Genomic DNA, 19,130 nt, shown 5'->3' on the forward strand with positions numbered 1-19,130 from the left:
CTCATTGCCGACGATACTGCTTCCAAGTTGCATTCAGTTCGCCTTCCATCCTGTTCCATAGCCACGTTGGGATAAGTGGGGCAGAAGCACGGGCGAGCTGATATTCGCTCATCAACTTGATAGCTTCTGATTCTTGGACACCTTGGCTTGCGAGAAGATTCTCGGTAGACTTCTCAATCTGCCCTGCCTTGAGGCTGAAATTGTGGTAGCCCAAGACTGATCGAAATAGATTTAATGAGAAAACTAGGGTCAGAACGGATGTCACAATCCGTCCAAGACTTGACAAAGTCTGCTTGTTGTCAATGGCTTGAACACTAATGAGCAGAACAAGCACTGCACTTGCGACCAATAAGCAAGGAAGCGCAAGGTAATAGTTCCGCATTCGCTCTGACAAATGCTTGCTCCACCAAGCCGATTCCTGCAAATTTTCCAGCGCCCGTGTTGTGCCGGGGGGTTCTTTACTAGCGAAATACTCTTCAGATAAGGCTTTTGCAATCACAAGCTTATCAACCTTCGACGGACTCCGCATCAGCAAGTCTGAAAGCTCGGCACCTGAAATTGCCCAGTCAAAAGAATCGCGTCCGTCTAACTTCCGTAGCCAAGCTTCCGCTATACCCTTGTGGGTATCTGATCGCCACGCCAGCCAATCCGCCATCATTGCCAGCATAAACACGAGCACTGGAGCATACGCTGGCACTAACGGTAGCAGAACTGTTAGAACACCAACTAGGAACCCTGCCAGTTTACAGACGAGGGAAAACCGTGCCCATCGCTTCGCTAACGTGAAGTACACCTGACAGAGCGCTCGTGGATTGTGCTTTACCTGATTACTACTGTTAGCCATAATCTGGAAACTCCGACCCGAAAACTTTTTTCCACCAATAAATAGCGGTCTTCTGGTCATTTTTAGATTCAGCTATTATTGCATGACTTGCGTGGTTTGCAGCATTTCTAAGGGCTGTGATAATTTTTTGCTTGGTGTCCCAGCTAACGTTTGCATCTAATGCTTCACCAAGCCTCTTTGGATCGGGACAGCTACTGATTATGAAGGAACTGCAATGCTGGAAGAAGTATTCAAGTGCTGCTGGATAGCTAGTTATTCTAGGGGCATACTGGAAAGTCTTAACTACGAGTGTCTCAAAGTAGTAAGACGATAGACTAGGCTTATGTTTCCTTTCGTTCCAATACTTCAGTAATCGCAGAACAGGCAAAAGTTCGCCTTTATGCTGAGTGTTTACTGATGTAATGCTTTGAGCATCTATTTTTGGATTAGTTCTAATCCAGTTGCCATATCCATCTGGAATTAAGAAATGAGTAACCTTATCGCGATAATCGTGGATAGGAATTGCTGGTACGATATCAAAGATCCAGGGATGGGACTTGAGATTTAGAGTCACTGCCTGCATTCGTCTATTTTTGTCAGCTTTCAGATAATTGGTTACATAAGCAAGATGATGCTTAATCCGATTCAAAATCTTGATTGAGTTGACATACCCCTTATTATCTGCGAATGCTTGAAGAGGAGAACGAGCATCTGTAATTTTTACCCGACAAACTGCTGTCATGTTGACTCCATAGCCGGATGCCTTCTGTTGATAGGAAATCTCGACATTAATTCCCCTTCCGTTTAGCAGGAGCAAGATATCGATGTCATCTAAGGGGCGAATCTTTGTCTTTCTAGCAAATGAGCCAAACGGAATATAGTTACCCTTCAGTGGTGGGAAATCCGAGTGATTCTTGACTAGTTTTTTAACTTGCTTAAACAAGTAGTCACGGCTTGTACGTCCTTTCTCTGTGGTTGACCGCTCTAAGTCAACAATCTGGGATTGAAACTTCTTAAATGCAGCTTTAACTGTGCTAGCTTTTAGGTCAAGGTTAGCTTTCCGTCCTGACTTTCTATCAACTTCCGGTTCGCTAATAAATTTATTTTCAAAGCTACTTTTTTTCTTCTTCTGTCTAGTCTTTGCAGTGGAAAATTTAGCTTTTTGGATTGGTTGTACCTTGGATTTACTGAGACTTTGAGATCCTGTTGAGCTAGCTTTGCCAGCAGAAAACGTAGGCTGTTCAGTCGGTTTTATGTCAGTCTGCTCGACTACTTTTTGAGTGCGTTTATTTGTTGTTGAGCTAGATTTACCAGCAGCCTTAGCTCTTTTAGTTGGCAGTACTTTTGTCTTACTGTTTGCTTGTTTAGTTGGCTTGATTGTCGTTGAACTGGCTTTTGCGTTTGGACTCTTCACCTTTTTAGTTGCTTGTGTCTTAAGAGCAGGATCGTCGGTCTGTTTGGATCTAGCTCTCTTAGCAGTGGACTTAGCATTATTAGCTTCCTGTATCTTGGGTTCAATGACTGTTTTTTTTGAACTAGCGGCAGTGCGAGCCTTGGACTTTTGGCTTTCTGCTTTTGTGTTAGATTTACTGACCATTTTTTTGTAAATGGTGATGCTCTGGATTTTCAAGCCGAAGACTAAGATAATGAAGAAAACTGAAGGAGTGGGCTATGAGTGTAATACCACCCCTTCAATAAACCAAACCTAAAACCTATACCGAGTTGCGTTCAATTGTGGAGATTGAACGCAATTTGGTATTAGTCTTCTTTACGAACACCTTTAAAAGGTTCTCCGTTTTGCTTCACGTCTATAAAGCGTCCGGTTTGAGCATCACGCTTCACCCATTGTTCGGTCACAGGGTTGTAAGCTTGGCTGCGGTTGTCCACAGCACCACGGCGATAACCCTTGCCTGTATTCTTTGCCATATCTTTATCACCTCCTTCTGTTGAATGTAAAATACCTTTGACATTTTCTAGTATAATTAGAAAAAACTAGGTCAACAAGTTTGACATTTTTTTGAGACCTCTAGCGATGCTCCGTTAGGAGCCGCTACGCTAACGCAGGAAAGAATCAGCCATGAAAGAGATCATTGCTGCGAACTTGATCCGCTACCGTAAAAGTCTAGGCTTGTCTCAAGAGCAACTTGCAGAACAAGCTCGGGTAACTCGCCAGAGCATCAATAACTACGAGAACGCCAAAACTTTACCAGACAGCAAAATCCTCTCTGCTCTGGCGAGTGCTTTGGGCATAACACTCGATGACTTGCTACGCTCACAAGGTGAAGGACTACCCAACTTCCGGTTCCGCGCTCATGTTTCCTTTGACAAAAATGCCCAGTTTGCAGCCCAAGTGCTACGAATGCTGCAAACTTATAACGCCCTAGAACAAGCCGTTGGCTTACCAAGCTACACCCCAGAAAGTACACCTTGCCATCAAGTAGAAGGTAATGAAAAGCACATTCAGACAATAGCTGCTTTGTTTCGTCATCGCCTTGGCTTGGGAGATGCTCCCATTGCCAACCTGTTTCAGTCTGTAGAAGAAATCGGTTTAAAAGTTTTACGCCAGCCCATTCCCATTAAAGATTTCTTTGGTCTTAGTGCTTGTAGTGATATTGAAGGTGCTTTTGTTTTGGTCAATACCCATAATATCACCATTGAACGTCAATTGTTTACCCTTGCACATGAAATTGGACACCTTATCTTCCATCGCGTAGAGTACCAAAACACTCTAATTGAAGAAGGAACCAAAGAAGAAGAAAAAGCACGAGAAAAAGTAGCTGATTACTTTGCTAGTCATCTACTAGTTCCCCAAGCTGAATTTGAACGGATGTATGCACTTACCCAAGATATTGTCAAACTCAAACGTCATTTTCGGGTGAGTTACCTAGTCGTCTTATATCGTTTAGCGCAAATGGGAATAATTGATTTTGCTAAAGAGAAAGCCAAAATATGTGGAATTTATAAAAAGCAACATGATGGTGCAACTTTGCAAAAATCAATGGAATTACCACCAGCCCTAGCATATGAGGATTATCCAGAAAATGAACGTTATGAATTTCTAATTTGGCAGTCCTTAAAATTGGGCAAGATTTCAGAGATGAAAGCAGCAGAACTTCTCAACTTAACTGTTGAAAAACTGCGGGTGCGTCGTCAAGAAAATGAGGTTTATGCAGTCGCTTAAGGGAACAATTCTTGACGCAACGGCACTCATTGATTTTCGCTGGCTGAACGAGTGGGGGTGGCTACAACAGCACTATAGCCCGTTGTACATTGCCCAGGAACTTCTAGATTCAGATCAACTGGAACCCCCAACTCGTCAAGCTGCTAACCAATACTTAACACCTCTGGCTCTTTCCACAGAAGAGATGTTTGCCAGTTTTCTAGAATTTAGCGTTAGAACGCCCCTTTTGAGTGTCGCGGATCGATCTACAATTGCCATTGCCCGTCATCAATTGCTGATTTGTGCTAGTGATGATGGGCTAGTTGTTGAAATCTGCAAGGCATACGGTGTTACCTACACCCGAACACTGCGGTTATTAACTGAGATGGTAGAGACAGCACACAAAACAGTGATAGAGGTGACGGCAATGGCTGATTCATTAATCAAGGAGCGGGGTAAACACATTTCTCCCAAAGTTTTGACAGATTGGATAACAAGTTTACAGAAGTATGGCACGAGCTAAAAAATCAAATGTGGTTAAACTAAGTGCTTTAGATGTTATCATGGTTTCGTTTTGGGAGAGATGCTAGGAGGAGTGCCATATAGCAATTCGCCATTCTCGACGACATACTTTAAGGGAATTTTTGGGTTGTTAATGTCCTTCCCTCCATCGTTGTACCACTTGGTTTCCCACAAAGTATAAAACGGCTCTAAAATGGCTGGTTTGAGACGATAAATCGCTTGTATTTCAATATTTTTGTAAATGGCAAAAATCCAATCTACCTTACGATATTTGTTAAGAATAATAGGGTTCATATGGTGGTGGGTTGAGAACCCTTTCGTGAGTTCAATATTGATTGATTTTAATTCGTATTCATTTCCATCCTGATCAATGGCGTCGTTCCCCTCTCGCCCCGGAAGGACAGTCAAACCAAGTATCAGCAGAACCTGCAATAATTTGCCACCATTATCCTGAAAAATGTCGTTAATACCGTGCTTCGATGCTAATTCTTGATACTGCTGTATGGCAGGAAACAGTATCTCCAGCGTTTCTAGGTCAGGATGTGGTTTTAGCACTCCTTGTTCCTCCCTAGCAAATCCACTGATTTTAAATCTAACGCTGTAGCAATCCGTTCAATATTATCTATCAATATGTTCCTTTCACCTCGATCCACTAAGCTAATGTAAGCGCCGCGCAGCCCAGCCAGTTCTACCAGCCTCTCCTGTGACATGCCATGAGCCTGCCGTGCCTTCCGTAGATAGTCCGCAAATAACTTCCTCATTTTAGTAATTGTTTTTTCTTCGGTTATATACCGAAATTGCTCTATTGACGACTTTACGTCTACAGACTATAAGTATCATTTGTGATGAACCCAATTGTGCGCTTACAAGGCATAAAACCTGCTTATTTCACTAGTAAAGGAGCTGCCTACTGTGGTGACTCCCGTGAACTCTTACAAAAATTACCAGACAGTAGTGTTAACCTAGTCGTTACCAGTCCACCCTTCGCCCTTCAGCGTAAAAAAGAATACGGCAACAAAGAGCAGCACGAGTATGTGAACTGGCTTGCCGAGTTTGCTACACTCGTTTACAAAAAGCTGCGTGACGATGGCAGTTTTATTGTGGATCTGGGTGGAGCTTATGAAAAAGGGGTTCCTGTCCGCAGCCTATATAACTATCGAGTGCCAATACGCTTTTGCGATGACATTGGCTTTTTCCTGGCAGAAGATTTTTATTGGTACAACCCGTCCAAGCTGCCCAGCCCTATTGAGTGGGTCAACAAACGCAAAATACGGGCTAAAGATTCGGTGAATACTGTTTGGTGGTTTAGTAAAACAGAGTACCCCAAGGCTGATGTAACAAAAGTCCTGACACCGTACAGCGATCGCATGAAGAAATTGCTGGAAGATCCAGACAAGTTTTACAAACCAAAAGTACGACCTTCTGGTCATGACATTGGTAAAGCCTTTGCCAAGGATAACGGTGGAGCTATTCCATCTAACCTGTTACAAATTTCTAATACCGAATCCAACGGTCAATACTTGGACGGTTGTAAGGCGGTTTCGGTTAAGCAGCACCCTGCCAGGTTTCCTGCCAAACTACCTGAATTCTTTATCCGTTTTCTGACAGATCCAGGTGATTTGGTAGTGGACATTTTTGCTGGTTCTAACACTACTGGTCAGGTGGCAGAAGCTGAAAATCGTCTGTGGTTGGCTTTTGAAGAACAGCCAGAATATCTGGCTGCTTCTGCGTTCAGATTTTTAACCAAAGAAAATACGACTTTGGAGATGCAGGAAATTTATAATCTCATCCTTGCCGGAGAATCGGTCGATTTGAACACTTATCACAAGCAAACTGTTCTCAGTTTTGATTCACTCTCATTGTGATTAGAATTAGAAACTTGTTTGTTGCACTCGTCAATTGTATGAAAATGAAACCACAGATGCACACAGATGGACACCGATGAATAAGTAGCGTTTCTCTCGTGTGTGTCTGTGATTGCAAATACCCTGAAAGCAGATTCTTGTAAGAATTCTAATGCTCAATAACTGCCTGTGGCGTAAATGGTAGTATATATAATTAGAAAAATTATGACACGCTTTTTGTTATTATATTATACATTATTTGTATCGATTTACCGTAAAATTTGCAAATTCTTCAAACATTGAGTTAGAAGTTGACTTTAACATTAATGGAGGTATGGGGTGACTCAGGGGCACAAGCAAAAAATTTCGTCCAAGGCAAGTCAGTTTACAGAGTCGGTCATTCGTGAAATGACTAGAGTGGCATTGCAACACAATGCCGTAAATTTGGCGCAAGGGTTTCCCGATTTTCCCTGTCCCCCAGAGTTGAAACAGGCTGCTTATGAAGCGATCGCAGGTGATGTTAACCAGTATGGCATTACTTGGGGCGATCGCGCTTTTCGTCACGCTCTTGCTGAAAAAGTCCGTTGGTATCTGGGCTTAGAAATTGACCCCGAACGGCACATTACTGTAACTTGTGGTTCCACCGAAGCAATGGCAGCAACAATGCTTGCTACGGTAGATCCAGGTGATGAAGTTATTGTGTTTGAGCCGTATTACGAAAACTATGGTCCCGATGCGGTGATAGCGAGTGCAACTCCGCGTTATGTATCGCTACATCCACCCGATTGGACTTTTGATGAAGCCGAACTACGCCAAGCATTCAATAACAACACCAAAGCCATCATTATTAATACTCCCCACAACCCAACCGGGAAGGTGTTCAGCCGTGAAGAATTAACCTTAATTGCCGAACTTTGCCAAAAGTGGGATGTGCTAGTTTTTACAGACGAAATCTACGAACATATTCTGTACGATGGAACTGAGCACATCGCAATGGCAACCCTCCCAGGTATGGAGGAACGCACTGTGACTATCAATAGTCTTTCCAAAACCTACAGTGTGACTGGATGGCGAGTTGGCTACATCTTGGCAAATCCAGAATTAACTGGCGCAATTCGTAGAGTTCATGATTTTCTTACCGTAGGCGCACCCGCACCTTTGCAACGAGCAGGAGTGGCGGCGATGCAACTACCAGAGAGTTACTACAAGGAACTGGCAATACTGTATCAGGAGAAGCGAGACAGTCTGCTTGAGATTTTAGATAAAGTCGGGATTCCATATTCTATTCCCAAGGGAGCCTACTACGTACTCGCTGACATCTCTCGCTTTGGCTACAAGACGGATGTAGATTTCGTCCTCTATCTTATTAAAGAGATTGGAGTTGCAGCGGTTCCCGGTTCCAGCTTTTTCTCTCAACCAGAGAAAGCTAGCAAATTTATTCGATTCTGTTTTAGTAAGAAGCCAGAAACTTTGGCGGTGGCGGGCGATCGCCTACTAAAATTGCAATCCATCCTACAAAGAGCAACCTAAACTCTTTAACTTTGCTCTAAGTTTTTGAACAAGGGCGTACTCAAATATCGCTCACCATAACTGGGCTGCACCATCACGATTAAACGTCCTGCATTCTCCGGACGCTTAGCAACTTGAACCGCAGCCCACAAAGCAGCACCAGTCGATATACCTGAGAGAATTCCCTCTTCTCGTGCCAATCTGCGGCTGTATTCAATCGCCTGTTCATCAGTCACCCGAAGGACTTCATCAACGAGTTCTATACGCAACACGGGAGGAACAAACCCAGCTCCAATGCCTTGAATTTTGTGTTCTCCTGGTTTACCACCTGTGAGTACGGCACTGTTAGCTGGCTCAACTGCGATCGCCTGAAATTCGCTTTTGCGGGACTTAATTGCTTCAGCGACTCCAGTAATTGTACCTCCTGTACCAACGCCAGCAACTAAGATATCAACTTGCCCATCGGTGTCTTCCCAAATTTCAGCAGCTGTTGTTTCTCGATGGCTTTTGGGATTGGCACAGTTACGAAACTGCTGAAGCATATAGGTATCTGGTGTGGTAGCAACAATTTCTTTAGCACGAGCAATAGACCCAGACATACCTTCAACTCCTGGTGTCAACTCCACCTCTGCCCCATACCCCATCAGCATTAACTGCCGTTCCGTACTCATTGTATCTGGCATTGTTAAGATTAAACGGTACCCTTTGGCTGCCGCAACCATCGCCAGAGCAATGCCCGTGTTGCCAGAAGTGGGTTCTACTAAAACTGACTTTCTCGGGCGAATTAATCCTGCTTGCTCAGCAGCTTCAATCATGCTGATACCAATTCGGTCTTTGACTGAAGCTGATGGATTTAGCCCCTCTAGTTTGACCAAAATCTGGGCAACACAGCCGTCAGATTGAGGAATACGATTAAGCTGAACTAGAGGCGTCCGACCAATCAAATCGGTGATATCACGAGCTATTCGCATCTTTGTTCTCTCCTGGGGTTGGCTGTGCAATACTGCTTTAATATACGCTATGCCTATCGAATAAGCGTACATTAACATACATTAAATTGACTCTCAATCAAGTAAGTCTATATACTTTCTTGCGAAAAAATTGACAATTGAAAAATAACGTGCCCGAAAAAGACGCCGAAAGAAAGACGCACACAAAAGTTAAAAGGTGATAAATTTTGCTTCTGTTTTGACTTTTGACTTTTGTTAACTCTAAGCTAGTACAAGAGAACTATCCAAAGGATGGAATGTCTGATTTAATTCTGTTTTGGCATCGCCGCGATTTACGCATTTCTGATAACACAGGACTCGCTACTGCAAGAAAGCAGAGTCCAAAGGTCGTGGGCGTGTTTTGCCTTGATCCGAATATTCTAGAACGGGATGATGTTGCTCCGGTCAGAGTGACTTATATGATTGGTAGTTTACAGTCACTACAACAGCGATATGCTCAAGCAGGTAGCCAGTTGTTAATTCTCCATGCCAATCCTACTACAGCCATTCCAGAACTGGCAGCGAGTCTGGGCGCAAGAGCTGTATTTTGGAATTGGGATGTGGAACCGTATTCTCAAGAACGCGATCGCGCTGTTATGGAAGCGCTACAAGAAAAAGGTATCCAGTTTCTTGAGAAGAACTGGGATCAGCTCTTACACTCACCAGAGGATATTCGTACTGGTTCCAATCAGCCCTACACCGTCTACACCCCCTTTTGGAAGAATTGGATTGGTAAACCGAAGGCTAACCTAGTAGAAACTCTGGAAAATGCCGAAGGATTGACACAAGCCGAAAAAGAAATTGCAAAAGCTTCTGGGGCAATAGAATTACCCTCAGCCAAAGATTTAGGTTTCCATTGGGATGGAGAATTAGTCATTGCGCCAGGTGAGGCGGCGGCGCAAGAACGGTTAGAGGAATTTTGTGCCAGTGCAATTAATGAATACAAAGAACAGCGAAATTTCCCAGCAATTGACGGTACATCCAGATTGAGTGCTGCTTTAAAATTTGGCGTGATTGGTGTTCGCACCGTTTGGCAAGCAACTTTGGAAGCCCTAGAAATGAGCCGCAGTGAGGAAACAGAAACCAGCATTCGTGCATGGCAACAGGAACTGGCGTGGCGGGAGTTTTATCAACACGCGATGTATCACTTCCCAGAACTAGCAGAGGGTGCTTTCCGCGACCATTTCAAAAACTTTCCTTATGATAATAACGAAGAACATTTCCAAGCTTGGTGCGAGGGGAAAACTGGCTACCCAATTGTTGATGCAGCAATGCACCAGATGAATGAACTTGGCTGGATGCACAACCGCTGTCGGATGATTGTCGCCAATTTTCTAACCAAAGACTTGCTGATTGATCCCAGAAAGGGAGAAAAATACTTCATGCAGAGATTGATTGACGGTGATTTATCTGCCAACAATGGCGGCTGGCAATGGAGTGCTTCTAGCGGTATGGACCCCAAACCCGTGCGAATTTTCAACCCTGCAAGTCAAGCACAAAAGTTTGACTTTGAGGGCGAGTACATTAGGCAATGGGTTCCGGAATTGCGGTCTATGGATACGGAATATTTAGTGACGGGGAAAATTTCACCCTTAGAACGTCATGCTGTTGGGTATCCTGACCCCATTGTGGATCACAGTATACAGCAACGACAGTTTAAAGAGCGTTATCAACGGCAGAAAGATGGATTAGGGGCGCTGCGGTGAAAATTAAACGTTGGCGATTGATGAGGTGAATAAATATTACTTCCTTGCCAGCGTGAAATTCTCGAAATTGAGAAGGCTGAGTTAAGCAACAAAACTCAGGATGGCGTTGGGTTGAACTTTTGTGAAACCCAACCTACAGTATTGCGTTTCAGATTCCCATAAAACCGCTTGCAGAACCCATCTGTTTGGCAGGACTGATTTGAGCAGAGATTTGCATTGCTCTACCAGAGCGGAGATTTCCAATTAAACTTAGGACAATACCAATCAAAATAATACTGCCGCCCATATATTGAGCAGCTGTGGGTACTTCCCCTAGAATCAGATACGCCATCACAATTGCAGCAATGGGATTAAAGGAGTTAGCCAGACTGATTTGAGCGGAAGTTGAGCCGCGCAAACCTGCAAACCAGCACAATTGCCCTGTAACGACAATCACAGCTCCGTAAAGGAGCATCCATTGCCAAAGATACGGCGAGAACGCATCGTGAAAGTGTTGTGTTCCGTAAAGCAACTGAGCGAGGAAGAAGAAGACAACCGTTCCTAAAGCCGTGCGAAAGATATTAAAAAAGCCTAGGGGGATATGCTGCAATCGTAACTTACTAATGACCGTAGCAACAGCCAAAACCACAGCGCCAGCGGCTGCCATTAACTCCCCGTTGCCAAGGTGGAATAAACCCCCCATCAGCGCTACAGCTTGATTAGAGCTAGGCAGAAATGAGGTGATAGCAACACCAGCAAAAGACACGATCGCACCCGCGATCGTCCAAGTATTGACCCTAACTCCCAGAAGCCAGATGCTCAAAGCTAAGGTGAGCGGTGGTTCCAGCCGACCAATCAGCACTACATTGGTCACGGTGGTGTTGTCTAGGGCACCAAAAATTAGCCCAGGACCAAGGGCACCGGAAAGGATAGCTATGACTCCCAAGCTGATCCAATCTCCACGGGTTAACTGTCTTAAGGTGCGTTGGTTCAATTCTCTGCCAAAAATTAACAACATCATCGCTAAAGCACAGAGGTTGCCGACAAATAAAACATTGCACAGTGAAATGGGATTTCTGCCATCGACGAGGTGCTGTGATCCAATTTCTGTAATTTTGCGGGTTACGGCATTGGCAGCTGCAAAGATGAGGATAGCTGTCCACAGGTAGAAGGAACTGGAAACTCGGCTGAAAATATTTCTTTTTCTTGTTTTCATAAAACTTTATATACAACCCGTGTTGGCTTTTTCCTGCGACAGAATTGTGCTGTGTTCTAACACCAGAATTTGGTTATTATTAGGGATTTGAGGGTGCGGTAAGTACAACTTTGCGTAAAACCATAGCGTTTTGAAACGCAGAGGAGCGCAGAGTAAGCGCGGAGGAACGCAAAGTCTTTCTATAGAGAATTGGCGCTCGTATTAATGAAATGTTTTACTAAGATAGTACTGCTTGCACCCCTAATCAGATAACATCAATGCTGAGCTTCCACAGAATCTAAATTACAGAACACTGTTATTGTGACGTGGGTTCAAGCAGCACAAATGAGCAACGGCTATAGATTATCTGATAAGTTATAGAGTTTTTGGTGAGTTTTTTTTAGCAATTTCTCAGATAAAATTCATTTTCTGAGTTGAACTCAAATCGAACCCTTTCTAAGTAAACTCTTAGCCTCACTTCAGTTTTATTCACCTATTTCTCAGGAAAAAATCATCTTCTGCCAGGATGATTGAAGCAAGATGAAATTGAGCCGACAAATTGAATGGAGCTAACAAAAATGAAACTGAATCAATTGGTATTACTAGGCGCGACTTCGTTAATCATTAGCACTGTACCTGTGTTAGGACAAGCAGCTCAAATAACAGCGTCCCGGAGCCTCAGCCACACCCCAAGTGCTAGCAACCATAATATCCTTGTGGCGCAAGGTAAGTCTATGGCTGTAGCATCTGGCAAATTTCTGGCTGGAGAAAAGCCAACGACAGGTTCAGCTCGCATCGTCACCGAAAACGGACATCGCTACTTGGAACTAGATGGTGCCTTCAGTACCAGCGACCAAGGACCGGATCTGCACGTTCTTCTAGATACCACTGGCAAACCACCACAAGCATATAAAAACCAGGGTAGTTTCGTAAATGTGGGGCGCTTACAAAAGTACAACGGAACTCAACGCTACCCCATTCCCGATGTTGTTAATGTAGCAAACTTCAAATCTGTGGTCATCTGGTGTCGCATGGCAAATGCCACCTTTGGCTACGCACCACTGCAAGCTAGCAGTGGCGTTAGCGCTCGTTAGATCTGATTTATTTTTCATCATGGACAAAGTATTTGAACAAACATCTTCCGTGATGCTGCGTGCGGGACGGCCCGACGACGCACTAAAGTGTGGCACCATTGTATATCAAGCAATCCGTGTGATCGCGGAACAGCACGGCTTCCTACCCGACTTTCCTTCTGCGGAGTTCGGGGCGGAAATGTTGACCGAAATTTTAGCAGACCCGACAGCTTATTTGGTCGTGGCTGAGGCTGAGGACGGGCGCGTCATCGGCAGCAACTGTTTGTGGGAAGGCGACACTATCGCCGGTATCGGTCCGACTACGGTAGACCCCGCCGCGCAAAACGGGTCGGTTGGTCGCCGCCTGATGGAACATGTTTTACAGCGGGCGCGCGAAAAACGGTTCGCCGGTGTGCGACTCGTTCAAGCCGCATATAACAGCCGCTCGCTTTCCCTGTATACCAAACTCGGCTTCGATGTGCGCGAGCCACTGGCGAACCTTCAAGGACAGCCGCTCGGTTTGACGATACCCGGTCGCACCGTTCGTCCGGCGACTGAGTCCGACCTTGCTGCGTGTAATCAACTCTGTTATCACATTCATGGTCATGACCGGGCGGGCGAACTAAAGGGAGCTGTCGGGCGGGGCACGGCAACGCTTGTCGAGTGTGATGGACGCGTATCGGGCTACGCCAGCGAAATTGGCTTCTTCGGTCACGCTGTTGGTGAGAACAATGAGGATTTAAAGGCGCTTATCGGGGCGGCAAGGGCGTTCGGCGGGGGGGGCTTCTATGTTCCGATGCGCAACGGCGACCTGTTCCGCTGGTGTTTGAACCATGGTCTGCGTGTCATCCAGCCCGAAACGTTGATGAGTCTCGGTCTGTATAACGAACCGGCAGGAGCCTTTTTACCATCCGCCCTGTATTAATAGCAGCATTAACCCCGCCTCAAAACGTAAAATAGCGTTACCGCTCGTTAGGTAGCGAAATTGGCTTCTTCGGTCACGCTGTTGGTGAGAACAATGAGGATTTAAAGGCGCTTATCGGGGCGGCAAGGGCGTTCGGCGGGGGGGGCTTCTATGTTCCGATGCGCAACGGCGACCTGTTCCGCTGGTGTTTGAACCATGGTCTGCGTGTCATCCAGCCCGAAACGTTGATGAGTCTCGGTCTGTATAACGAACCGGCAGGAGCCTTTTTACCATCCGCCCTGTATTAATAGCAGCATTAACCCCGCCTCAAAACGTAAAATAGCGTTACCGCTCGTTAGGTGCTAGTAGAGGAACAGATGGGGAGTAATGGTTAACGCTCTTTCATCTCCCCAACCTTTGGTTCAACAAACGCGAGTGCAAATGACAAACGTTTTTTCTCATGACTGCTATTAGCATCTTTTTACACAAGATAATCAAAATTAAGTCGGAGTGGCTTGTTCCGTCCTCTTTAGTACTCCGTTTAACTTTGGGGATGATGGGTGTTTTTGCCCTGGGAATATGGGTCGTTGTCATTTGCACAAGCTGGACAATGGAGCGCATGGTCATTGAAAATCATCAACAAACGCTCTCATTGGTAGCAACTCAAGTGACCAATATGATGGTACCCAAGAGTAAGAGTATCCCTTGGCAACATGAGCTACAAGTAACTCTAGATAATTGGTCATCACTACCCATGTGGCTGTGGGTGAAGCAGACAAACAGTGAAGTACTGGTATCCCCAAATTTGAGTTCAATGCCTGCTAGTGAAAAGGCAGTGCTGATGTCCCTGCAAGCTTCATCTATTCAAAAGAGGCGCTACAAAGTTGCTGGACAACAACTGATAGTTAAGGCTACAGCACTGCCGATGGTGAACCAACCAACAGCTATGCTATATGTCGCTGCTGACATAACCGAGATGCTATCTCGCTCCCAAGCCGCAACCAGGAATTTAGCGATCGCCCTCATCCTGTTTTTTCCCCTGCTTACGTTTACGATTGCAGTTATTGTAAGGCGATCGCTTCTACCACTGTTGCAAATTAACAAGTGGATAACCCTCAACGATACCACTCAACCAGTCCCAGTAAATCTGCAACGACTCCCCCGCGAAGTTCAACAACTGGTCATATCCTGCCATCAACTATCTACTAGCTTGTTTGCAACAAGAGTTCGACAACGGCAGTTTACAAACCAAGTTTCCCACGATCTACGCACTCCCCTGAGCATAGTCTACGGCTATCTCCAAAGCCTGTTACGCCGAGGGACTAACCTGACCATTCCCCAGCGCGAAGCCCTGGAAACGGCGACTGCAGAAACGGAACGCATCATTGAAATTTTACAAGACCTGCTTAACCAGGTACGCGCAGATGATACTGAGACCAAGTTGCAGTCAAAGCAGAAAGACGCACAGGAGCGGGAGACGCGCTTGCTTTGGTTTAAACTAAAAGCAAGGAAAAGTTGGTTCAAAAATTCCCGTCGTCCTTAATTTTCACTTCATGGGGGTATGTGAGTTCAGCGTGTTAGTTTCTCTAAACGAATGCAACTTTGTATCAGGCTGTTTGTCCTATCTCTTCCCCTTGCTCATCCGGAAGTTCCCTAGAAGAACTTCGGTCTCAAAATAGTCAGGTCGTTATGATAACCACACATATTCTGTTAATTGAAGATGAAATCAAACTAGCTCGGTTCATTGAGCTGGAACTGAATAGTGAGGGATATCGTATCACCGTAGCGCATGATGGCATGGCGGGACTAACCCTGGCGCGGGAATCTTCACCAGATTTGGTCATTCTAGACTGGATGTTGCCTGGACTGACTGGCGTAGAAGTTTGTCGCCGTCTGCGAACAACCGGAAACAAAGTACCTGTGATTATGTTAACAGCGCGGGATGAGGTGCAAGATCGCGTTGCTGGGTTGAATGCTGGGGCAGATGACTACGTGGTTAAACCCTTCAGTATTGAGGAACTGCTTGCCAGAGTCCGCGCCCACCTGCGCCGCCAACAGGAAGATGACCAAGATGTGTTGCAGTTTGCAGACTTGAGTCTGAATCGCCGTACGCGTGAAGTATTCCGTGGGCAACGGGCTATCGAACTCACGGTTAAGGAGTTTGACTTGCTAGAGTACCTACTGAGTCATCCCCGCCAAGTCTACGCCCGCGACCAGATTTTAGAACACGTTTGGGGCTATGACTTTATAGGAGATTCTAACATTATCGAGGTTTATATCCGCTACCTGCGCTTGAAGCTGGAAGAAAACAACGAAAAGCGGTTGATTCAAACCGTACGAGGCGTTGGTTATGTGTTGCGCGAGTAAAGGGGATTAGGGATTGGGGATTAGGGATTAGGGATAGTCAACAGTCAACAGTCAACAGTCAACAGTCAACAGTACCAGCATGGTACTTGATAACTGAAAACTGGTAACTGGTAACTGATAACTGATAACTGTCGCCAGTCCCCAGTCCCCAGGCAGCAGTCCCCTTGGTAAAAATTAAGTTTTAATTACGTACGCAGCAAACAGAATATACTACCGTTAATATTTGTACAATCTTGGAGTAAAAGCTATTGCTCCGCGATGGCACGGAGTGCCTGCATAATAGCGATCGCGTCAAGTGAGCCAAAAGTGAGCCAAGTCCATCAAGATAACCAATTAGGAACACTTCTGCCGGAAAGAACGGCAGAAGGTATCTTGGAGACACTATCTTTCTTGAGCTACCGTTCCGGTGAAATCAAAAGCTACCTGCACGAAATAACTTGCGGGGTCAGTCGTTTGTTGCGTTTGGACTGGTCAACAGTCACCCTCTGTCAAGATGGGTTTGAGCGAGTTATGGCGAGTAGCTTAGAATTTGAGGGCATGGATCAGCTTTATTCGCTACATGGCACACTAACAAATACGGTGGTGCAAACTGGGCGTACTTTGGCTGTGGCAGATGCAAGCATTGCTACTGAGTATGGTGAACCGCCGGATGGCTACCTGTCTTACTTAGGTGTGCCACTGCGAACGTTTCAGGGACAGGTGATTGGTACGATTTGCTCGTTCAATGTCCAGCCCTGCCAGTTTACTACTGACGAAATTCGCATAGCCGAAATTTTTGCTGAACGTGCTGCCACAGCGCTGTTTCATTACCAGCTCTACCAACAGCAGCAGCAATTTAATCAAACTTTGGAGGCTGAGGTAGCCAAGCGTACAGAAGCACTACGGGCAGCCCAAGCGAAATTAGTTGAAAGTGAGTGTCTGGCAGCAACGGGCGAATTTGCTGCAATGATTGTGCATGAGTTACGTAACCCCTTGACAACGGTCAAAATAGGGTTGAACTATTTTAAAAGAGCTGAACTGCCGGAAGTCGGCAGGATGCAATTATTGCAAGCCTTAGGTGCAACCAGTCATTTAGAATACCTGCTAGAGCAAATTTTGGTTTACGCCAAGCCTTTGATGTTGCAACTGGCAGAACTCGAGGTAAATTCGTTTATAACAGGAATTTTGCCATCCCTCCAAGAGTTGCCTGCGGCGATAGAGCGTCAGATTGAGTTTAAAATTGCGCCAGTTGCACATCTGTTCTTAGGCGACAAAGTGAAGTTACACCAAGCGTTGCTACATATGGTGGAGAATGCTTGTGAGGCAAGTCCTCCAAGCAGTGTGGTGCTCCTAAGCGTAGCAGAAAGTACAACGAGTCAGATTAGTATTCAGGTTCACAATAGCGGTGAACCAATTTCACCAGAACTGTTGCCAAAGTTGACAGAACCGTTCTACTCCACAAAACCCAATCGATATGGGCTGGGGCTAGCAATAGTCAAACGGATTATGGTTGCCCATAGTGGGCAGTTAGTCATCAACTCTGATCCGACAACAGGTACGGTAATGAGTATTTCGCTACCTGTCCTGGAGCCACCTGAACGTTCAACAAGCGCCATTTTCTCTGATTCGGATGGCACACAAGCGACCGAGTTCTTGATGAAATTGCCAACTACCTCCCAATTACACAGTCAGCAGCATCATCAAAGGAGCATTGATATCTTATCAGCTCTCATCGGGCGTTCCCATCTTCCTCTTGATAGCTATCTACAAGACATCGCCGCCAGTGTTAGCGAGTTGGTGTCATCAGACTGGACGATTGTCACCCTACGTGAGGGAGACTCGGGGCGAATCGCTGCTAGTAGCCTGGAGGTGAGCGAGAGTGAGCGGGTTTACTCGTTGCATGGCACCCTGTCAGACGTTGTTGCTCAGCAGAGACGAACACTCGTGATTGCAGATACTCGCCAACAAGGACATGGCACCCCACCAGAAGGCTACCTTTGCTACCTAGGGGTGCCTGTGCAGACTCCCCAAGGCGAGATTATCGGCACTATTTGTTCCTTTAATAAAGAACCGCGTCAGTTTACGAATGAGGAATTGCGGATTGTGGAGTTGTTTGCAGAACGGGCAGCGATCGCGATCGACAACCACCGCCTCTATCACCAACAATGGCAATTCCAAGAAATCTTGGAAGCAGAGGTAATAAAACGCACTCAGGAACTACGAGCCGCCCAAGCTCGCCTGATTGAGAAGGAACGACTAGCAGCCGTTGGTGAGTTTGCCACGCGCATGGTGAACGAAATTCGCCAACCAGTGACTACAATAACTGATTGCTTGCATCACCTCCAGCAAATCAGCTTATCCCAACCAGCCCAAGAGCGGCTATTCTTGGCAGTGGACGAGGCGCAGCGTCTAGCAAACCTCTTGAATGAAATCTCGCTCTACGCCAAGCCGCAGGTTTCCCAGAGAGTTGCTGTAGAAATCAACGCTTTGGCGGCTGCAACTCTGGATACCTTGCGGGCTACAAAAGAAGCCTTGGGGCGAGAAATTATCTTGAACCCGGCATCTGTGGAAGTTATTGTTTTAGGCGATCGCGACAAGCTCAAACAAGTGCTGATCAACTTGGTGCGGAATGCTTGCGAGGCGATCGCTCCTGGCGAAACTGTGACTTGTACTGTTAAGTTGGATACCGATACTAGTCAGGTGTGCATCCATGTTCATAATGGTGGTGCGGCAATTCCACCCTATGTCTTGGCAAAGCTGACGCAACCTTTCTATTCCACCAAACCAAGTGGGACTGGGCTAGGATTGGCGATTGTCAAACGAATTGTAGAGGAACATACAGGCACATTGTCTATCCAGTCTGACCCCCTAGCAGGTACAACCGTGAGTATCTGTTTGCCTTTGGGTGATCAGCCAAAATCCCGATATTTCTTACAACAATTATAACACTGGTCGTAACAAAGGACTCATATAAATCCAGGTATAAGCCTTAACTGAACCGTATTGGTTTTGATATGTATTTTCCCGCATTGCATAATAAAGGGATGAGTTCAGGTTGTATACTGTGCAATGTCCATACT

General features: G+C 45.7%; 17 protein-coding genes. 10 read left to right on the top strand and 7 right to left on the bottom strand.

From position 1 onward, the window contains the following. Position 1: 1 nt before the first annotated feature. The 3 genes from AACT52_RS11240 to AACT52_RS11250 all read right to left on the bottom strand — a co-directional run bounded on the left by AACT52_RS11240 (position 2) and on the right by AACT52_RS11250 (position 2,749). Positions 2–844, bottom strand: coding sequence for a hypothetical protein (locus AACT52_RS11240; protein WP_073630875.1), 843 nt, complete (start codon positions 842–844; stop codon positions 2–4). Beyond that, entirely contained in the window at positions 837–2,420 is a 1,584-nt protein-coding gene (locus AACT52_RS11245) for a hypothetical protein (protein ID WP_198940904.1), read from the bottom strand. Before AACT52_RS11245 ends, AACT52_RS11240 begins: the two co-directional genes overlap by 8 nt. 161 nt (positions 2,421–2,581) lie before the next feature. Then, positions 2,582–2,749 carry a hypothetical protein gene (locus AACT52_RS11250; RefSeq protein ID WP_198940905.1) on the bottom strand — a complete coding sequence of 56 codons (168 nt, stop codon included), beginning with the start codon at positions 2,747–2,749 and terminating at the stop codon, positions 2,582–2,584. Between the two features lie 151 nt (positions 2,750–2,900). Here AACT52_RS11250 and AACT52_RS11255 point away from each other — a divergent pair, with 151 nt between their 5' ends. Together AACT52_RS11255 and AACT52_RS11260 are read left to right on the top strand one after the other, a co-directional pair. After that, positions 2,901–4,004: an XRE family transcriptional regulator gene (locus AACT52_RS11255; RefSeq protein WP_073630877.1), complete on the top strand. Its 1,104-nt coding sequence runs from the start codon at positions 2,901–2,903 to the stop codon at positions 4,002–4,004. Next, complete coding sequence (locus AACT52_RS11260; protein ID WP_073630879.1) at positions 3,991–4,506, top strand: hypothetical protein; 516 nt, start codon at positions 3,991–3,993, stop codon at positions 4,504–4,506. Before AACT52_RS11255 ends, AACT52_RS11260 begins: the two co-directional genes overlap by 14 nt. A 38-nt stretch (positions 4,507–4,544) precedes the next feature. Here the strand turns inward: AACT52_RS11260 and AACT52_RS11265 are convergent, their stop codons facing one another. Together AACT52_RS11265 and AACT52_RS11270 are read right to left on the bottom strand one after the other, a co-directional pair. Beyond that, positions 4,545–5,060, bottom strand: coding sequence for a restriction endonuclease (locus tag AACT52_RS11265; protein WP_073630881.1), 516 nt, complete (start codon positions 5,058–5,060; stop codon positions 4,545–4,547). Then, positions 5,054–5,266 (bottom strand): helix-turn-helix domain-containing protein, encoded by a 213-nt coding sequence (locus AACT52_RS11270; RefSeq protein WP_073630883.1) that lies wholly within the window; start codon positions 5,264–5,266, stop codon positions 5,054–5,056. The genes AACT52_RS11265 and AACT52_RS11270 overlap by 7 nt, the downstream gene beginning before the upstream one ends. A gap of 84 nt (positions 5,267–5,350) precedes the next feature. Here AACT52_RS11270 and AACT52_RS11275 point away from each other — a divergent pair, with 84 nt between their 5' ends. Together AACT52_RS11275 and AACT52_RS11280 are read left to right on the top strand one after the other, a co-directional pair. Then, entirely contained in the window at positions 5,351–6,370 is a 1,020-nt protein-coding gene (locus AACT52_RS11275) for a DNA-methyltransferase (RefSeq protein ID WP_073630885.1), read from the top strand. A gap of 318 nt (positions 6,371–6,688) precedes the next feature. Then, entirely contained in the window at positions 6,689–7,879 is a 1,191-nt protein-coding gene (locus AACT52_RS11280) for a pyridoxal phosphate-dependent aminotransferase (protein WP_073630887.1), read from the top strand. Positions 7,880–7,884: 5 nt separating this feature from the next. Here AACT52_RS11280 and cysK read toward each other — a convergent pair whose 3' ends face one another. Continuing rightward, entirely contained in the window at positions 7,885–8,829 is a 945-nt protein-coding gene (cysK, locus tag AACT52_RS11285; RefSeq protein ID WP_073630889.1) for a cysteine synthase A, read from the bottom strand. Positions 8,830–9,104: 275 nt separating this feature from the next. On the opposite strand from cysK, the gene AACT52_RS11290 reads away from it, so the two are divergent. Next, positions 9,105–10,553 carry a cryptochrome/photolyase family protein gene (locus tag AACT52_RS11290; protein ID WP_073630891.1) on the top strand — a complete coding sequence of 483 codons (1,449 nt, stop codon included), beginning with the start codon at positions 9,105–9,107 and terminating at the stop codon, positions 10,551–10,553. A 148-nt stretch (positions 10,554–10,701) separates the two neighbouring features. Here the strand turns inward: AACT52_RS11290 and AACT52_RS11295 are convergent, their stop codons facing one another. Further along, positions 10,702–11,748: a DMT family transporter gene (locus tag AACT52_RS11295; protein WP_073630893.1), complete on the bottom strand. Its 1,047-nt coding sequence runs from the start codon at positions 11,746–11,748 to the stop codon at positions 10,702–10,704. A 557-nt stretch (positions 11,749–12,305) separates the two neighbouring features. On the opposite strand from AACT52_RS11295, the gene AACT52_RS11300 reads away from it, so the two are divergent. From AACT52_RS11300 to AACT52_RS11320, 5 genes are all read left to right on the top strand, one after another. After that, a complete protein-coding gene (locus AACT52_RS11300; RefSeq protein ID WP_073631019.1) occupies positions 12,306–12,821 on the top strand; it encodes a DM13 domain-containing protein in 516 nt (171 codons plus the stop codon). A gap of 19 nt (positions 12,822–12,840) precedes the next feature. Beyond that, complete coding sequence (locus AACT52_RS11305) at positions 12,841–13,725, top strand: GNAT family N-acetyltransferase (protein ID WP_073631021.1); 885 nt, start codon at positions 12,841–12,843, stop codon at positions 13,723–13,725. A 439-nt stretch (positions 13,726–14,164) separates the two neighbouring features. Continuing rightward, positions 14,165–15,247, top strand: coding sequence for a histidine kinase dimerization/phospho-acceptor domain-containing protein (locus tag AACT52_RS11310; RefSeq protein ID WP_073630895.1), 1,083 nt, complete (start codon positions 14,165–14,167; stop codon positions 15,245–15,247). A 149-nt stretch (positions 15,248–15,396) separates the two neighbouring features. Then, positions 15,397–16,071, top strand: coding sequence for a response regulator transcription factor (locus AACT52_RS11315; protein ID WP_083630259.1), 675 nt, complete (start codon positions 15,397–15,399; stop codon positions 16,069–16,071). Between the two features lie 258 nt (positions 16,072–16,329). Then, positions 16,330–18,996 carry an ATP-binding protein gene (locus AACT52_RS11320; RefSeq protein ID WP_233153918.1) on the top strand — a complete coding sequence of 889 codons (2,667 nt, stop codon included), beginning with the start codon at positions 16,330–16,332 and terminating at the stop codon, positions 18,994–18,996. Positions 18,997–19,130: the final 134 nt, after the last annotated feature.

It is taken from the genome of Scytonema sp. HK-05 (assembly GCF_963872035.1).
In the GTDB taxonomy this organism is placed as follows: Bacteria; Cyanobacteriota; Cyanobacteriia; order Cyanobacteriales; family Nostocaceae; genus Kalymmatonema.

What these genes read in the sequence shown, in the direction of transcription:
- AACT52_RS11245 (WP_198940904.1), bottom strand. Translation starts at nt 2,420, where the DNA reads ATGGTCAGTAAATCTAACACAAAAGCAGAAAGCCAAAAGTCCAAGGCT.
- AACT52_RS11240 (WP_073630875.1), bottom strand. Translation starts at nt 844, where the DNA reads ATGGCTAACAGTAGTAATCAGGTAAAGCACAATCCACGAGCGCTCTGT.
- AACT52_RS11260 (WP_073630879.1), top strand. Translation starts at nt 3,991, where the DNA reads ATGCAGTCGCTTAAGGGAACAATTCTTGACGCAACGGCACTCATTGAT.
- AACT52_RS11250 (WP_198940905.1), bottom strand. Translation starts at nt 2,749, where the DNA reads ATGGCAAAGAATACAGGCAAGGGTTATCGCCGTGGTGCTGTGGACAAC.
- AACT52_RS11275 (WP_073630885.1), top strand. Translation starts at nt 5,351, where the DNA reads ATGAACCCAATTGTGCGCTTACAAGGCATAAAACCTGCTTATTTCACT.
- AACT52_RS11310 (WP_073630895.1), top strand. Translation starts at nt 14,165, where the DNA reads ATGACTGCTATTAGCATCTTTTTACACAAGATAATCAAAATTAAGTCG.
- AACT52_RS11320 (WP_233153918.1), top strand. Translation starts at nt 16,330, where the DNA reads ATGGCACGGAGTGCCTGCATAATAGCGATCGCGTCAAGTGAGCCAAAA.
- AACT52_RS11270 (WP_073630883.1), bottom strand. Translation starts at nt 5,266, where the DNA reads ATGAGGAAGTTATTTGCGGACTATCTACGGAAGGCACGGCAGGCTCAT.
- AACT52_RS11305 (WP_073631021.1), top strand. Translation starts at nt 12,841, where the DNA reads ATGGACAAAGTATTTGAACAAACATCTTCCGTGATGCTGCGTGCGGGA.
- cysK (WP_073630889.1), bottom strand. Translation starts at nt 8,829, where the DNA reads ATGCGAATAGCTCGTGATATCACCGATTTGATTGGTCGGACGCCTCTA.
- AACT52_RS11300 (WP_073631019.1), top strand. Translation starts at nt 12,306, where the DNA reads ATGAAACTGAATCAATTGGTATTACTAGGCGCGACTTCGTTAATCATT.
- AACT52_RS11295 (WP_073630893.1), bottom strand. Translation starts at nt 11,748, where the DNA reads ATGAAAACAAGAAAAAGAAATATTTTCAGCCGAGTTTCCAGTTCCTTC.
- AACT52_RS11290 (WP_073630891.1), top strand. Translation starts at nt 9,105, where the DNA reads ATGTCTGATTTAATTCTGTTTTGGCATCGCCGCGATTTACGCATTTCT.
- AACT52_RS11255 (WP_073630877.1), top strand. Translation starts at nt 2,901, where the DNA reads ATGAAAGAGATCATTGCTGCGAACTTGATCCGCTACCGTAAAAGTCTA.